We start from the raw sequence: 16,248 nt of genomic DNA, 5'->3' as shown, positions 1-16,248 counted from the left end.
TTAATCAAACAACAAGATGGTACTCAAGGATAAGAAAGTAGCGATCATTGGTGCGGGTCCGGTGGGCCTGACCATGGCCCGATTACTCCAGCAAAAAGGCGTGGATGTAAGGGTGTACGAACGGGATCAAGATGCCAACGCCCGAATCTGGGGTGGTACGCTGGATCTACACCGGGAGACGGGTCAGAAAGCTTTTCAACAGGCAGGTTTGCTGGAACGTTACCTGACCGAAGCCGTACCGATGGGACGAACGCTGGCGGATGAACAGGGACACATACACTTCACAAAACAACCTACGCCCGAAAACCAGTACGACCAACCCGAAATCAACCGGAATGTGCTACGGGAAATTCTGCTGAACAGTTTAGCCGAAGGGACGGTAGTGTGGGACCGCAAATGTACCCGTCTCGAAGTAGCGGAGGGGAGTTGGGTACTGCATTTTTCCAAGGGATTATTGGCTACCGCTGACGTAGTCATTGGAGCGAATGGCGGGATGTCTCAGGTAAGAAAATGGGTAACGGATCGTGAAGTGGAAGAAACGGGAACGCTGATGATTCAGGGAGAGGTGGTCGATCCCGCCATGAAATGCCCGGATTTTTATGAATTATGTCAGGGTACCATCCTGATGAGTGCTCATGCGGCGAAGGCTCTGGTGGCCAATCCCAACAACCGGGGCGTGTTGACGTACAACGTCATTTTGCCGAACGAAGGCGATGTTTCCAGTACGGAAAGTATGCGGAGACTGATTGCCGATCAGTTCAACGGTTGGGCAGAACCCTATCAGCAGTTATTCCGGGCTACCGCTGTTTACTGGGCATTACCGACGCGGAAGTTACCGCTTGATGAAGCCTGGAAAACGGATCGTCCCTTACCCATTACGCTCATCGGCGATGCCGCCCATCTCATGCCACCCTTTGCGGGTCAGGGAGTCAATACGGGTTTGATGGATGCTCTGTTACTAGCCGAAAATTTAACCAGCGGGAACTACGAAACCGTACCTGCGGCGATTGCTGCGTATGAACAGGAAATGCGGGTGTACGCAACGAAAGCACAGGAGGAGTCGGCCCGGAATGAAGAGCAAATGCGGCAGCCGGACTTTTCGTTTCATGCGTTTCTTTGGTGAATATAGGGGTAAGGTTACAGCTTGGTGGAAAAACGGCGGGTACTGCACTGTCTTAACTAACAAGACCGAGAAGCGGGTACAAAGCAACGTTCGTTAAGCGTTTCCCAGAATAAAAAGGCTGCCTAAGTGAGTTGCTATAAAAAACGAGCTGAATGTCAGTTAGTATGCAGGCTTGTATTCGGGCAGTGGCGTGCCGTCCATCCTCTCTTCTTTCTCCGTCTCGGAGCTACCCAGTACACGGGCCATTTTTTGAACGGGTTCACTGGCTAGTATCCCCATAACCGTATTGACCACCGATACCCCCAGGGCCGTTTTTGGATAGGCTAAGCGGGGAACACCCGGAGGTAGCTTCTGAACGGACTCCACATAGGGCCGCATGATTCGCTCGTAACGGGCAAAAGCATCGGCGTACTGCGGATGCGTAGCTAGCTCGCCCGCCAGAATATACGCTCCTACCATAGCCAGGGTCGTACCTTTGCCGGTAATGGGTCCGGGGCAATAGGCGGCATCTCCGACCATGGCAAAACGATTCAATGACCAGCGGGGAGCTTTGATTTGTCCGACGCCATCCAGATAAATATCCTCACTTTTTTCTACTTCCTGAGCTAATCGATCCGCTTCCCAACCCGCACCCGCTAATCGCTCAATGAGAATTGCCTTTTTGTTTGCTCGATCCAGCTGGTTATACGCCTCCTCCGGTACCAGGAAACTGAAGGAAGCCCGGGTGGTGCCTTGACGATCGGGCCTCAGCAGTAACACGCGGGAGTCGTCCGCCGTGTACCAGCGAGCCCAGTTGGGATCCGTTTCGGTTTTGGCAATAGTGAGGTAAGCCGTGCAAAGGCCCAGGTAGTTAAAAACGGGTTCGTCCCCAAACATCAACTGCCGGGTTTTGGAACGGATGCCATCCGCAGCAATCACCAGATCATAGGATTCGGTTGATCCGCTGGCAAAGGTGACGGTTGCCTGCTGGTCATCCTGTTGCAGATGGCTGATCTGATCGTCAAACCGATAGGTTACGTGTTCTTTGGTATGTTCGTAAAGAATAGTTACGAGGTCGCCTCTGACAATCTCCAGTTCCTGGGTCAGACTCCCGGCCCCTTCTCTGGGAAAACTGGCCTTTACCTGATTCGATTTGTCCACCCAGTGAGTGCCCAGCTCGCCGGTATTTGCTGCCCGAATTTCCTCCTCTATCCCCATGAGACGAGCAATTTTACGAGCAGGACCGTTCACATCAATACTCTGACCACCCAAACGAAGCGACGTCGCTCGTTCCACCAGGGTCACTTCAAATCCATACTGGTGGAGCCAATACGCCAGGGTCGGACCCGCAATGCTGGCCCCGGCAATGAGGACTTTCTGTTTTTGCTTTGTCATTTTTTCGTAGTTTGGTGCGACTCGTCAGATTCGTAGGCACTACACATGCGTTACGATCGACATTGACAAAACAACGATATTGTAGTTTTGTTTTCATAATACTACGAAATTGTATTAAATATGGCTAAAGTTTCAGCAGTCCCGGTTGTGATGGAATGGGAACGTTTTACGGAAGAACATCCGGAGGGAGGCATGAGGGAATTTGCAAGCTGGCTGCTAACGAACACGAATCCCTTACAGCAAACACAGCCCCATCCCGGAGCCGAGCCCCTCATGAAATCGGGCATGCGTTTATCCGATGCCTTTCGGGAGGGGGAAGATTTCCTGGCCTGGTTTTTCATGGGTCGTCTGATCCGGTACGTGAAGTTTTACGTGAAGCCGATGATGACGCAGCATGGCATGAGCGGCCCGGATGAATTTCTGTTTCTGTCCCTCATCCACGAAATGGATCGGCCTACGAAAAAGGAGGTGTGTGTAGCCCATGCCATTGAGCTAACCACGGGGATGGACATTTTACGACGCTTGATTAAGCAGGGTCTGATCGAAGAAGGGGCTGATGAGCGGGATAAACGTTCCAAACGACTCACGCTTACCGAAAAGGGCCATCAGACCATTCAGGAAATATCCCTGGCCCTAAGCCAGCTGGAGCCCAGTACGCTGGCCGATCTGGATGATACCGAACGGAAGCATTTGTTACAAGTGCTTCAGTATTTGAACAATTATCATTTCCCGTATTACAAACCCTAAGCAGACGCGACCCCTGTTGATCAGGGGTTTCCAGTCAGGTCGAGGCAGTAATGAGGCAGAGGGTTTACCTCACTCGTTTACTGCCTTTATTTTTTGAATGGGTTAAATGCTGTCTTACATCCAGGATACCGTAGTGGCTGTTCCCCGATTCTTCTTGCTTTCCAATCCTGTTTACTGATTAGTAGTAAAGGCCCAAGACAAGCCTGATACGCTATCTATACGCGAATCTGGCAAGGTTCAGTCTTTCCTGTCCCGCTTTTTCAAGTTTCATGGTTTGGGTGGTCATCTCGTTGCTGGTCAGTTTAATAGGCGAGTTGAACACCCGCTGCTCCTCGTCGATACGACGGCTAACTCAAAACTTATTGTTATTATTATTTGGACTTAGTATAAATAAAGATAAATTTGTGGCCGAATTCCTTCTCCCATAGAAACTACTTCACTTTGAATGCTTCATCCGAAAGGTGCGTTTAACTGTCACATTGTACCAATGTATTTTAGACAACTATTGCTGATGTGTGTATGCACCATCGCTCTTTCTTCGCATGCTCAACGTCTAAGCTCGATTCGAGGAGTTATCCAGAACCAGACGGGTTCTCCTTTGCCAGCCATTACCGTTCGCATTACTGAACTTAACAAGGTAACTACTTCCAATCAGGGAGGAGAGTACCGCTTCTCGAACCTTACCCCCGGGCATTATACGCTGGTCTTCAGTGGTATAGGATTCAAGACGCTACACAAGAAAGCAGAAGTGAAAGCGGAAGAGGACAGTCGTATCGAAGTCACGTTGCAGGAGAGCATGGTTGATCTCAATACGGTTACCGTAGTGGGTCGTACGGAAGTTCAGGAAGTGAACCGTCAGGCTTTTAACGTTACCGCCGTGGATGCCAAGCAGTTGTACAACTCGACGCTGGATCTGAGCAGTGCCCTGGACCGGGTATCCGGCGTACGGGTGCGGGAGTCCGGCGGCGTAGGGTCCAACTTCAACCTTTCATTGAATGGTTTCTCCGGCAATCGGATTCGCTATTTTATTGATGGGGTACCGATGGACAATTTCGGTTCGTCCTTTCAAATCAACAACATCCCCATCAACATCGCGGATCGGCTGGAAGTGTACAAAGGGGTTGTTCCCATCTGGCTGGGTTCGGATGCTCTGGGCGGAGCAATTAACATTGTTACGGGGGATCGATTCCGGAATTATGTAGACGCTTCGTATTCCTATGGTTCCTTCAACACCCACCGCAGTGTAGTAAACGCCGCTTTTACGACCAAAGGAGGTTTCACTTTCCGGTTGAACGCTTTCCAGAACTATTCGGACAATAACTACAAAGTAACCGTGGATGCCTCAGACATCTACACTGGAAAGTACCAGCGGGATGCGGTCCTGAGACGTTTCCACGACACGTACCACAATGAAACGGTGGTAGCCAATGTGGGCGTAGTAGGTAAAAAATTCGCGGATCAGCTGCTTTTCGGCATAACCCTGGGAAAAAATTACAAAGAGTTTCAGACCGGAGCCCGGATGGTAGCGGTATTCGGCGGCTGGCACCGACGCGGTAACATCGTCATGCCCACTCTGAAGTATCGGAAAACCGACCTGATCAAGGGGTTGGACGTAACGCTGAATGCCAATTACAACCTGGGTCAGGAGCAAAACATTGATACGCTGTCGGCCCGCTTTGACTGGTTTGGCAACTCCAAGCCGAATGTAAGTGGGGAAGGTCGTGGACGAAGCCTATCGAAATACTCCAACAATAATGGGCTGGCCACGGCTACGGTTAACTACAAACTATCGGAACGGCAGGCCCTGGCCCTGAGTAATGCATTTAGTACCTTTAACCGGAAGGGTTCGGATGTGTTTAACCCCAGTTTTACCCGGGGCGATGTACGGCCCCGCCTCAACAAAAACGTACTGGGTCTGGGGTATACCTACGACGAAAAAGACAAGTGGAGCACGTCTGTTTTTGGCAAGTATCTGTATCAAAACACCCCCGGACAATCCTCGTTTAATAAACTGGGCTTTGGGGCGGCTGTCAGTTATTTTGTGACACCTACGCTTCAGTTAAAGGCTTCCTACGAGCGGGCCAATCGCTTACCTGAGGCCAATGAACTGTTCGGCGATGTGGAGTTAGTACAGGGGAATCTTACCCTTAAACCCGAAGAAAGCCAGAACATAAATGCCGGGTTTAGTTACGGTTTTGCGGCCAAGGAGGATCATCGCTTCCTGATTAATGCCAACGCCATTTACCGGTATTCCTACAATTACATCTATTCCCGGTTCAACCAGAATCAGTCAGCCCTGGTACTCGATAACCTCGATGGCGTCTTTACCGTCGGCGGCGAAGGAGAAGTACGGTATTCCTATAAAAAACTCTTTACGCTCGGCACTACGCTTACCTATCAGTACTTGCAAAACCAGCAGGAATACGTACTGGATAATTATGGCAACTGGGTGAAAAGTCCGGTCTACAAGGATCAGATGCCCAACATTCCCTTCTTGTTCGGCAATGTCGATGCCTCAGTCACCCTACGCAATCTGGGCCAGAAGGGGAATGTCCTCAATATTGGCTACAACATGCTCTATGTCCATTCTTTCTGGCTATACTGGCCTAGTCGGGGCATTGCTAGCGATATCACGAAATCCGGTATTCCTATGCAGTTAACGCACGACATGAATGCCGTCTACAGTCTCAAGAACGGACGGTACAATATCGGCCTGGAAGTAAGAAACCTCACCAATAGACGCCTATACGACAACTTCAGTTTACAAAAGCCCGGTCGTGGCTTTTACCTCAACGTTCGCTATTTCTTTAATTCCTTTAAAATTTAATTCTATGCAATTGAGATCAACGCTCGCATTAGCTGTGGCAGCAGGTATGCTGGCATCCTGTTCTAAAAATGAATCCGGTCCGAGTAATCCGGGTAACTTCATATTGACCGTTAGTCCGGCGGCTACGACGGGTGCGGCCGATTACCTGCTGACCGCCCAAACCCTCGATTCCGATACCATTACAACGAAAAGGAACGGCGTAGAGCAGGATGGAACCTACCGCTATTATGTCACGCACAATGGCAAGTTTTTTAGTATGCTCTACGGCCAGGGCAACCCCGGAGCCGTAACGGCCTACAACATCCAGGACGGAAAGCTCAATAAGCTGACGAACTTCCAGACGGAAACAGTACAGGCCTTTGCACCGGTTAATGATGACTTACTACTGTTTAAAATTTCAAGAAACCTGACTGCTCCAACATCTAGCTGGTATAAGGTAAATACCAATAGCCTGACCATCACCTCCGAAGGAACGGTTAATACGCTGGAAATGACAAAGCTGGGCGAGCTGGCTCACTTTACCTGGCTGAAACAAGTGGGTACCAAAGTGTTTGCTCCGTATCAAACCATTCTGGATAGAAGTTTCAATACCAAGTATCCGAATCAGGCGTTCATTGCCATCTTCAACTACGCGGATATGAAACTCGAAAAGGTAATCACGGATGATCGGGCGAGTTTCCTGGGTAGCTATTTCCAGGATGGCCTTTCCGTGCAGGAAAATGGTGATGTGTACGGATTCTCTCCTTCAGCCGCAACGACGGATAATAAAATTTCTACGACCAAACCTGCGGCGATTTTGAAAATTAAATCTGGTACCACGGAGTTTGATCAAAGTTATTACTTCGACGTAGAAGCGGCGAGTGGAGGGATGAACATTACGTCCTGGCAGTACCTGGGAAATAACACTTATATCGTGCATTCGCAGTCCAAAGCTGAAAAAACTTCTTTCCCGGCTGGATCACGAGTGGGTATTGTGAACGTCGTGGATAAAACGTACAAAGTCGTGACGGGACTGCCGAAACTGGAAGACATTTCGAACCTGACCACCAACAACTACACGCCCAAAGACGGAAAAACGGGTTATGTAGGCGTGAATTTGAAAGACGGCAACAGCTTCGTTTACAAAATCGATGCCAGTACGCAAACCGCTACCCGTGGCCTGCGAGTGGAAGGTGGATCCATTACGGCCATTCAGCACCTGAAATAAGATATGCTACTGAACGAACCGGGAGATGCGAAGCTCTTCCGGTTTGTTGGTTTATACCCCTTATTCTGAATGACTTATGATTAGCACCTTGTACCTGATTCAGTTCATCGCCTTTTACCTCTGGCAAATCACGTCAGCGTCCAATAAACGGCAGGCTCCTACTGGTTTGATGGGCTATGCTTTCACGCATAAATCCCAGACACGTCTCATCGGTGCTTTCCTCGGGCTACTGGCCATCGTGGGCTTTATCTGGCTTTGGGGCGTGGCGAGTGGCTTTGCGGGTTTTGTCGTGGGGCTGATGGCCGTTGGTTGTCTCTGCGTGGTGATCGAACCTTTCCAGTACCTCCGCACGCCGGGTGTGGCCGTGATTTATGTTTGTTGTGTACTCCTTGAACGATTCCTCTGACCATGCCTGCTAACAAAAAATACCTGACCCAATCACCCTGGATCAAGTTATCCAAAATACTGGCGGGCTCCGTGGGAGGTTACCTGGTTACCCTCAGCTTTCACGCCGCCCTGACCCGATTGATTCCGAAAGAAGAGGTAATCGTGACTTCATTCATTACCGGCTATCTGCTTTGGGCAACGCTTCTGCTCGTGGCTTTTCTCATTCCCAAAGCGTGGAAGACCTGGGCTCTGTATGTAGTGTTAATCGGTATATGTACGGGTATTTACTTGATTTAAAACGGCTATGGATAACCGGAAATACAATATCTACTTTAACACGCACACCGTCAGCGGAATCATCATCTGTGCGATTTTGTACGTCATGTTTTTTGCGGGTTCCTTCTCTTTTTTCAGGGACGACCTGGCAGCCTGGCAGAAGAATGAGTCGTACCTGAGTCAGAAAGGTCTAATCAAAAAGGACTTCAACTACATTCTGGATTCGCTTTCCCGTCATCATACCCTTAAAGGGCGGGATATTGATTTTACCATTCAGCGAAATGCCCCGGGAGCGTATGTTTCCATGACCGCTTCCCACGATCCCGAGGTACAAAAACTCAAACCCAAGAAAAAACCGGAAGCCAAACGCGGCGGTCGGGGCCGGAGGGGCGATGGCGACTCGGCTTATTTTACCTACGATTTCAGTAAAAAGAAGGAAGCAGATTATGCTACTTCCTATACGATGGGCGAATTTCTGTACCGCCTGCACTTTTTAGCCCAGTTGAATCAGGTTTTTCCCTTCCGGCTCGGCGTTCCGTTCGGATACTTGCTGGCGGGGATTGTTTCCTTCATTTTCCTTTTTGCCCTGATTACGGGATTGTTACTGCACTGGGACAAGCTCGTTTCTAACTTTTTTACCTTCCGACCCTGGACTAAATGGAAGACCGTCTGGACGGATCTTCACACGGTACTGGGCGTCATTGGCTTTCCCTATCAGCTCGTTTTTGCCCTAACGGGCGTGATCCTGATCTTCAATTCTTTCCTGATTATTCCGTACACGAAATTATTTTACAAGGGTAACGAAGAGAAGATTTACAAGGATTTAGGCTATGGCGTCAAACAGGAATTTCCCTACGCCAGTAAGCCCTTACAATCCTCATTTGACATCAACCAGTTGGTAAGTCAGGTACAACAAAAATGGCAGAGGAGCGACGTCAGTCTGGTAGCCATCCGGAATTACGGCGATGAAAATATGCACGTGGTCATTCAGGGAAAAGCCCATACGGATGCTCAGCTCAACGGACAGGGCGAACTCATTTACCGCGTCCATGATCAGCAAGTGATGGCAGAGCATTCGCCCCTGGATACTCCTTCGTATATTGATACCGTTAAAGGGTTCATCTACCATCTACATTTTGGTGATTATGGCGGACGGCCGTTGCGGGTCATTTATTTTGTGTTGGGAATCATGGGCTGTCTGGTCATTAATTCAGGCGTGATGATCTGGCTGGTTGCCCGCGATAAGAAGAACATCCCCGCCCGCAAGCGAGCGTTCAATTTCTGGACGGCCAATGTCTATATCTCCTCCAGCCTAAGCATGTTGCCGGTTACTGCTTTTGCCATGATCGCCCTGCTTTTTCTGGATAAACCGGGACAACCCGAAATTTACCACTGGTATTTCTACCCCTGGTTAGCACTGAGCGTGTATTTTCTGATTCGCAAAGATCTGGATCTGGTGAATCGGCAATCCACTTTCCTGTCAGCGGTGACCTGTTTTCTCCTGCCTGTACTGGATGGCGTGGTTCGCGGCAACTGGTTCTGGAACACGCTGAATCGACAGGCGTACGATATTCTGTTCATCGATGTACTCTTCCTGATCCTTTCCCTGTTGAGCGGAATAATCTGGTGGAAGATGGAACAAAAAAGGCGAGCAGAGCCCAGTGCCGTACCAACCAAAGAGAAAGTCGGGCAGTTAGGGCATGCCTGATGGGGAGTTTTAGTGGTTAGGAATTACATTTCTGAGTGGGTTGTCTTAAATAGAATAGGTTTTCGTCCCTTAGGGACGGCTCAGGTGCGGTTTATTTCTTTTGATGATTTATGTAGTTGTTAGTTGATTGTTATTTATTATTTGAAGTTTGCCGATTTCTGCATGGACGGCATAAAACCGGGCCCCGTCCTATCGCATTCCATGCCGGAATTCCATTCTGGGGCTTAAGCCGCCTCATTCCATGGGGGCCATCCCATGGTGGCTCCCTCGGCAATGCGGTGGCCTGAGCAAGAGGAAGTTAGCAGCGTTCGCGATAGGGACTAAAAAACCAGCCAACTCAACAGGGCGAAAATTTTCTTTTCAAGTCGAGCGGTTGAAAAGCCGGATAATAGAAAAACGACGACAGTAGTATATCTGAACAGGCGATCGTTTGCTTCCGATATGGAAAGATAACCTTTCCATTTGTACAGGACGGTGGCGTGGGACTCTCCAAGGCTAGCGTATTCGCTATTAAATAGCAGACTGCTTAATCCTGAATACCCCATATTGAGAAAATGTGATTTTAAATTGATTCGGGTAGATCATATGGTTTTCGTTTTAGGCCAGACCTTCGTAAAATCTAAAAAATCATATGAGTTATACTGCTTTTCGATTAAAAATGAATCACGCCCGTCTGGTAAGGCTGCTAACTACTGCGATGGTAGGGGCGGTAGTGAGTACTGCTTTTATTGCACCTCCATCCATTCAAAAAACGGTTGTCGCGAAGGATCGCCCGAGAGAAGCCTGGGTACTCCGATCCGTGCTGGATGGTCGGCCCCGCATGTTGAGTGTGGCCTTAAACAACAAACTCTGGTTAGCGTACAATACCCAAACCGCTTCCTTGTACAAGGCCTGGCTGGGTACCATCAATTTTGGCGGCCCGGTGTATACTTCCGCTCACGGTCCGCAGCCCGTTTCCTCGGGTGTTTCGTACATGGAAGAGCCAGCGGATAACCCCTGGCGTATCGTAGAAAATGCGAAAGAAATAACGCCCACCATCACGTACAAAGGCCACACCATTCACCAGAATCGCCTGACGCTGAAGTACGAACTGGATTACCAGGGCAAAAAAATTCAGATTGAAGAAAACCCCGAATTTTTCGATGCTTCCGGTAATCGGGCCGGATTTGAGCGAGCGTTTGTGACGAAGCATGTACCCGCCGGGGTACAGGTTACGCTGGCTATGCACCTGAATTCGCTCGCCGCCGCCAGCGATTACCAAACCGACGGAACATTCACCATAAGCGAGCAAGGTACGGAGCAAAGTGGAGATAAATCCTTTCAAACGGTTGCCGGAAAATTACAGCTCAACGCCAATGGCAAGACCACTTTTAAAGTCAGTTTCACGGCGAAACCCGCAGTAAAACAAGCTAGCGAGCAAAAAAATCAGGAACAGATAGTCGCTGATCTTTTTGCGAAAAGCGACTGTAATACCTGCCATAACCGCGATGTAAAAACGGTGGGCCCTTCGTACATGGCCATTGCCGAACGGTACGATCGTACGGACAAAAACCGCGAAGCTCTGATCACGAAAGTAATCAAAGGAGGAGCGGGCAACTGGGGTCAAATTCCCATGACCGCTCACCCAGACCTGAAACGCGAAGACGCGGCTACTCTGGTTTCCTACATTCTGGATCTGGACGCTGAAAAAGAAAGAAAGCGGGAAGCGGGTAAGCTGATGCCCAAACCGAGCTACCCCGTCACGTTCAAGCCCCTCAATCCTGCCAAAGTAGCCGCCAATACGGAACTGCCGGGCATGGCCGTCAATGTGTATCAGTTTAGCAGTACTCTTTCGACGCTTCCTGAAATCAACGACGAAATGGCTCCCATCCAGTCGGGATCCATGAATGCCCTGCACTGGGAGGATAATGATTTTGGTACCTTAAAGACCAATTTCGTCATGCACGCCAGTGGGGTACTGAACATTCCCAAGACGACCAACGTCGTGTTTCGTCTCGTATGCGACGATGGCGGACGCTTGTTTATCGATGACAAACTGGTGGTAGATAACGGTGTGAACCACGGCCTGAAACCCACCGATGGAGAGATTATTCTGAAGGGGGGAAAACACGCTTTTCGCCTGGAATACTACCAGGGCGAGTACGGAAAAGGCGTATCGCTGCAATGGCGGCCCTACGGTAGTAAAGCTTTTGTAGTCGTGCCGCCCAGCGTATTTACGTTCAAAGGCAAGGACATCAAACGGACGCAACAGGGGGCGATTGAAGTGCGAAAAGATGAAGTACCCGGTGATCAGTCACCGCTGGTAGACGTTCATCCCAGCTTTACGCTTAGCCAGGCCCGACCTGAGTCGTTTAAGCCTAAAGTTGGCGGTATGGACTTCCTTTCCGATGGTCGAATGGTGGTCAGTACCTGGGATTCACTAGGTTCCGTATACCTGGTCGATGCCCGGAAAGCAAGCTCGCCCGAGCAGATTCAGGTGAAACGGATTGCCTACGGTTTGGCAGAACCCCTGGGTCTTAAAGTAGTAGATAATGAAATCTACGTCATGCAGAAACAGGAACTGACCAAGCTAGTGGATTCGGATAAAGATGACCTCATCGACGAATACCAGACCGTATGCAACGGCTGGAAAGTATCCGCTAATTTTCACGAATTTGCCTTCGGACTGGTCTACAAAGATGGTTATTTCTATGGTACGCTGGCGACGGCGATCAACCCAGGTGGAGCCAGTACGCAACCCCAGATTCCGGATCGCGGGAAAGTGGTAAAAATCAACCGGAAGGATGGTTCCTTCTCGCTCATTGCCTCGGGCCTGCGTACGCCCAATGGGATTGGCCTTGGTGTAGATAATGAAATTTATATTGCGGATAATCAGGGCGACTGGCTACCGGCCAACAAGATTGTTCATTTACAGACCGGTGCCTGGTATGGTTCCCGCTCGGTTGATTTTGCGGGCACGGCGAATGCCAAGGAAACCTTACCGGTAGTCTGGTTAACGCAGGACGAAATCGGTAATTCCCCGAGCCAGCCGGCTACTCTGAACGTCGGACCTTATCAAAATCAGATGATTCACGGCGATGTGACGCATGGCGGGTTGAAGCGGGTTTTTGCCGAAAAAGTAAACGGGGCGTACCAGGGCGTAGTGTTTCGGTTTACGCAGGGACTGGAAGCGGGCGTGAATCGGCTAGCCTGGGGACCCGATGGCTCGCTGTACATCGGCGGCGTGGGTTCTACGGGTAACTGGGGCCAAACGGGCAAGCTGGGCTATGGGCTACAGAAACTGACGTTTAACAACACGCCTGCCTTCGAAATGCTCGCCGTACGGGCCAAACCCAAAGGTATTGAAATCGAATTTACCGAACCGCTCAAGGAAGGCAGTGGACAGGCGGCCAGTGACTATACCATCCGGCAATGGTGGTTTAAACCAACAGCCGATTACGGCGGACCTAAGCTGGACGACCAGCGACTGACCATCAAAACGGTTCAGGTTTCGGAAGATCGTAAAAAGGTGTTTCTTGAATTACCTGGTATGCAAAGTAAACACGTCGTCTATGTTCGACTCAATCGCAATACGGTCATGAGTAGTACAGGTGCTAAACTGTGGGCAACGGAAGCCTGGTATACGATGAATGCCATTCCAACCGGAGTAGCTCAGTAAATGCTCTAGCCAGATAGGTACTTTTGACAACGAGCGAGCCCGCTGTACTGAGAAGTGCGGCGGGCTCGCTCGTTGTCAAAGTATTTAGACTACACCAATTTATCCATTGACAATTAATCTGGGGAAGAGCCCTTCGAATTTTCAATCAAACATCTTCGCAGCTTCAGTAGTTAGAAGAAGGTAATGCCTATTGGACAATGATTACCAGCAAAAGCACGACAGTAAAAAAACATTCAACCTTAATGAATCAAGGTTGAAATCATTGCTTGTCAACCATTATGGGCTAGTAATCAGGCATAAATGAAATAGCAGGCAAGCACCTGTTTTTTGAGTTAGCCAGCCAGAAAAGGAGCGGGGGCGACTTACAGGGAGGTGAAGCGTGTGAAGACCACTGGGTTTATAAGCCGTATACGTTTGCAAAGCTTTTTAGAAAATATACCTTAACAAATGATCTTACTCCCTACATTTAGGGGTAATTACCTACCTGGAAGAGTTTAGAACTTAGGTTACTCCACCGCTCTATTATCGTCACCCTTGAAATCAATGCATAACACCCCGTTTTCATTTTTAGGCCGGGGCGGAGAAGTAGGGCAATGGATTCGTGCCTATGATTGGTCGAAAACCTTACTAGGAAATCCCGAAAGCTGGCCGCTAACCTTAAAGTCTATCCTTGGCTTATTGCTAAATGCAGAATGTCCTTCCTTTTTGTTTTGGGGAAAGGAATACACTTGTTTTTACAACGATGCCTACCTTCCTATTCTGAAAAAATGGGGTAAATCGGTAATGCCCGGTCAAGCCGCCGCTCAGGTATGGCCTGAATCCTGGACCGAATTCAAGTCATTTATGGAGGAGATCCTGACGAAAGGCAAAGCCCAGTGTGATGACGACCTAGCCATTGGTCGGCAGGTTTGGGGTATAGAAACAAATGGTACCTTCTGCTATAATCCGGTTCAGGATGAGGTGGGGCAGACCGTCGGCGTTTGGGTCACGCTTACGTATCCAACCCAGCAACTGCAGGAGAGTGAAACCCGCCAACGGTTTTTACTGCGGCTAAGTGACCGGCTACGTTCGTTAACGGACCCTGCCGAGATTCAATACGAGGCGGCTCGGGTTTTGGGTGAACAGCTCGAGGCTGACCGGGTTGGATATGCGGAAGATCAGGGCGATCATACGCATATCATCGTTACCCGCAACTACGTGAATGGCGTATCCAATCTGGAAGGGCTGTATCAGTATGTGGATTATGGGCCCAGCTTGCTCGCTGACTTTTTAGCGGGTAGAACAGTGGTTCGCCCGGACATTCCCAATGATCCTACATTGACTGATGTTGAAAAAGAAGCCCACCGGGTTTTGCAGTTAGGAGCAACGGTGAATCGACCCCTGATGAAGCAGGGGCAGCTGATTGCCGTATTATTTATCCATTACGAACAACCCCACGCGTTTACCCAACTGGAGTTGGACTTACTGGAAGAGACGGCCGAACGAACCTGGGAGGCGGTAGATCGGGCTCGGGCTCAGAAAGCCCTGCTTCAAAGTGAAGAACGCTTCCGGCACTTTGCTGATACCATCCCTCAGGCAATCTGGGAAACGAATGCCGAAGGTGATTCGACGTTTTTGAATCAATGGTGGATTCAGTACAGTGGCGTTCCTTATGAAGCCACGACGGCGTGGCAGATTGCTACGGATATTCTGCATCCCGAAGATGGCCCTGTGCTGGTAGCCGCATTTCGGGAAGCCATGCGAACGGGTCAGGGATTTGAAGTGGAACAGCGAAACCGTTCAGCCTCAGGCGAATACTGCTGGTTTCTGAATAAAGGAGCACCGTTCCGTCACCCTGAGACGGGTCAGATTATTAAATGGATTGGGATTGGCGTCGATATCCATGACCGTAAACTGGCTGAACAGTTACTCCGGGAAAGTGAAGCCCGGTACCGTCAACTGGCCGCTCATTTGGAAGAGGAGGTCCAGAAGCGAACGGAGGAATTGACCATAACCAATCAGGAGTTAGCGAGTACCGTTCAGCAACTGAGAACGGCCAACGAAGAACTGGAGGAGTCGAATCGCTTACTGCTACGGTCGAACGAAAATCTGCAACAGTTTGCCTATGTAGCCAGTCACGACTTACAGGAACCCCTTCGCAAGATTCAGTCTTTCGGCAATCTGCTCATTCGGCAGCATGCCCCGCAGCTGGGGAATGGCGTAGATTACGTGGAACGGATGCAGGCCGCTGCCTCGCGTATGTCTGTTCTCATCGAGGACCTACTCGCTTTTTCGCTGATCTCTACGCAGCGGGAGGCGAGCGATCCGATTGACCTGAATGCCGTTGTGCAGACCGTACGAAGAGATCTGGAACTAACTATTACGGAAACAGAAGCGGTCGTGGACGTAGACGATTTACCAACCATTGCCGGAAACCGCTTTCAATTAGAACAGCTCTTTCAAAATCTCCTTTCCAACGCCCTGAAGTTTCGAAAACCAGGGGTTGCTCCGCACATTCACATCCGGGTACAGCAGATAACTTCCAGGGAATTACCAACGGGCGTTCGGCCCTTGGGTACCAGTGAAGCCTACTGCCGGATTTCAGTTTCCGATAATGGCATTGGTTTTGACGACCGGTATCTGGACCGCGTCTTTCAGGTTTTTCAGCGATTACACAAACGCAGCGACTACGAAGGAACGGGTATTGGACTGGCCATTTGTGAAAAAGTAGTAGCCAATCATGGGGGCGTGATCACAGCCCATAGTCAGCCTGATCAGGGTTCTACTTTCGAAATCTATTTACCCATTTAAGCTTCAAAGCGGAGACAGGAAATGGTATTCGCCGTTTGAATCAATCGATACGAGTCTGTAACGCCCTCGCTTCTAAATAAAAAAGAATGACGGCTACTACTCCTGACATAGGGCTGTCATCAATCCCTTTTTTCTTTACGGTGTACAAGCA

At 49.6% G+C, this 16,248-nt stretch carries 10 protein-coding genes; 9 read left to right on the top strand and 1 reads right to left on the bottom strand.

Going from position 1 to position 16,248, the window contains the following annotated elements; genetic code table 11:
* Positions 1-16: 16 nt before the first annotated feature.
* Positions 17-1,123, top strand: coding sequence for an NAD(P)/FAD-dependent oxidoreductase (locus BWI97_RS20680; RefSeq protein WP_102202607.1), 1,107 nt, complete (start codon positions 17-19; stop codon positions 1,121-1,123).
* 159 nt (positions 1,124-1,282) lie between these two features.
* Here the strand turns inward: BWI97_RS20680 and BWI97_RS20675 are convergent, their stop codons facing one another.
* Positions 1,283-2,497: an FAD-dependent monooxygenase gene (locus tag BWI97_RS20675; RefSeq protein WP_102202606.1), complete on the bottom strand. Its 1,215-nt coding sequence runs from the start codon at positions 2,495-2,497 to the stop codon at positions 1,283-1,285.
* A gap of 120 nt (positions 2,498-2,617) precedes the next feature.
* Between BWI97_RS20675 and BWI97_RS20670 the strand changes: the two genes are divergently transcribed.
* From BWI97_RS20670 to BWI97_RS20635, 8 genes are all read left to right on the top strand, one after another.
* Positions 2,618-3,244, top strand: coding sequence for a MarR family winged helix-turn-helix transcriptional regulator (locus BWI97_RS20670; protein WP_094808393.1), 627 nt, complete (start codon positions 2,618-2,620; stop codon positions 3,242-3,244).
* A gap of 487 nt (positions 3,245-3,731) precedes the next feature.
* Positions 3,732-6,071: a TonB-dependent receptor gene (locus BWI97_RS20665; RefSeq protein WP_102202605.1), complete on the top strand. Its 2,340-nt coding sequence runs from the start codon at positions 3,732-3,734 to the stop codon at positions 6,069-6,071.
* 4 nt (positions 6,072-6,075) lie between these two features.
* Positions 6,076-7,278, top strand: coding sequence for a DUF4374 domain-containing protein (locus BWI97_RS20660; protein WP_102202604.1), 1,203 nt, complete (start codon positions 6,076-6,078; stop codon positions 7,276-7,278).
* Between the two features lie 76 nt (positions 7,279-7,354).
* Positions 7,355-7,684: a hypothetical protein gene (locus BWI97_RS20655; RefSeq protein WP_102202603.1), complete on the top strand. Its 330-nt coding sequence runs from the start codon at positions 7,355-7,357 to the stop codon at positions 7,682-7,684.
* A 2-nt stretch (positions 7,685-7,686) separates the two neighbouring features.
* Complete coding sequence (locus tag BWI97_RS20650; protein WP_094808397.1) at positions 7,687-7,962, top strand: hypothetical protein; 276 nt, start codon at positions 7,687-7,689, stop codon at positions 7,960-7,962.
* Positions 7,963-7,969: 7 nt separating this feature from the next.
* Complete coding sequence (locus BWI97_RS20645) at positions 7,970-9,649, top strand: PepSY domain-containing protein (RefSeq protein WP_102202602.1); 1,680 nt, start codon at positions 7,970-7,972, stop codon at positions 9,647-9,649.
* Positions 9,650-10,280: 631 nt separating this feature from the next.
* On the top strand, positions 10,281-13,307 hold the full coding sequence (locus BWI97_RS20640; RefSeq protein WP_102202601.1) for a PA14 domain-containing protein: 3,027 nt from the start codon (positions 10,281-10,283) through the stop codon (positions 13,305-13,307).
* A gap of 543 nt (positions 13,308-13,850) precedes the next feature.
* Complete coding sequence (locus BWI97_RS20635; protein WP_102202600.1) at positions 13,851-16,097, top strand: ATP-binding protein; 2,247 nt, start codon at positions 13,851-13,853, stop codon at positions 16,095-16,097.
* The last annotated feature ends 151 nt before the right edge of the window (positions 16,098-16,248 follow it).

The sequence above is a fragment of the Siphonobacter sp. BAB-5405 genome, from assembly GCF_002872335.1.
In the GTDB taxonomy this organism is placed as follows: domain Bacteria; phylum Bacteroidota; class Bacteroidia; order Cytophagales; family Spirosomataceae; genus Siphonobacter.
Note: the sequence above shows the minus strand (reverse complement) of the source record. Positions and strands in the feature narration are given on the sequence as shown.

Excerpts from the sequence above, each read along its gene's own strand:
- BWI97_RS20655 (WP_102202603.1), top strand. The coding sequence starts at position 7,355 with ATGATTAGCACCTTGTACCTGATTCAGTTCATCGCCTTTTACCTCTGG.
- BWI97_RS20670 (WP_094808393.1), top strand. The coding sequence starts at position 2,618 with ATGGCTAAAGTTTCAGCAGTCCCGGTTGTGATGGAATGGGAACGTTTT.
- BWI97_RS20640 (WP_102202601.1), top strand. The coding sequence starts at position 10,281 with ATGAGTTATACTGCTTTTCGATTAAAAATGAATCACGCCCGTCTGGTA.
- BWI97_RS20665 (WP_102202605.1), top strand. The coding sequence starts at position 3,732 with ATGTATTTTAGACAACTATTGCTGATGTGTGTATGCACCATCGCTCTT.
- BWI97_RS20635 (WP_102202600.1), top strand. The coding sequence starts at position 13,851 with ATGCATAACACCCCGTTTTCATTTTTAGGCCGGGGCGGAGAAGTAGGG.
- BWI97_RS20660 (WP_102202604.1), top strand. The coding sequence starts at position 6,076 with ATGCAATTGAGATCAACGCTCGCATTAGCTGTGGCAGCAGGTATGCTG.
- BWI97_RS20645 (WP_102202602.1), top strand. The coding sequence starts at position 7,970 with ATGGATAACCGGAAATACAATATCTACTTTAACACGCACACCGTCAGC.
- BWI97_RS20650 (WP_094808397.1), top strand. The coding sequence starts at position 7,687 with ATGCCTGCTAACAAAAAATACCTGACCCAATCACCCTGGATCAAGTTA.
- BWI97_RS20675 (WP_102202606.1), bottom strand. The coding sequence starts at position 2,497 with ATGACAAAGCAAAAACAGAAAGTCCTCATTGCCGGGGCCAGCATTGCG.
- BWI97_RS20680 (WP_102202607.1), top strand. The coding sequence starts at position 17 with ATGGTACTCAAGGATAAGAAAGTAGCGATCATTGGTGCGGGTCCGGTG.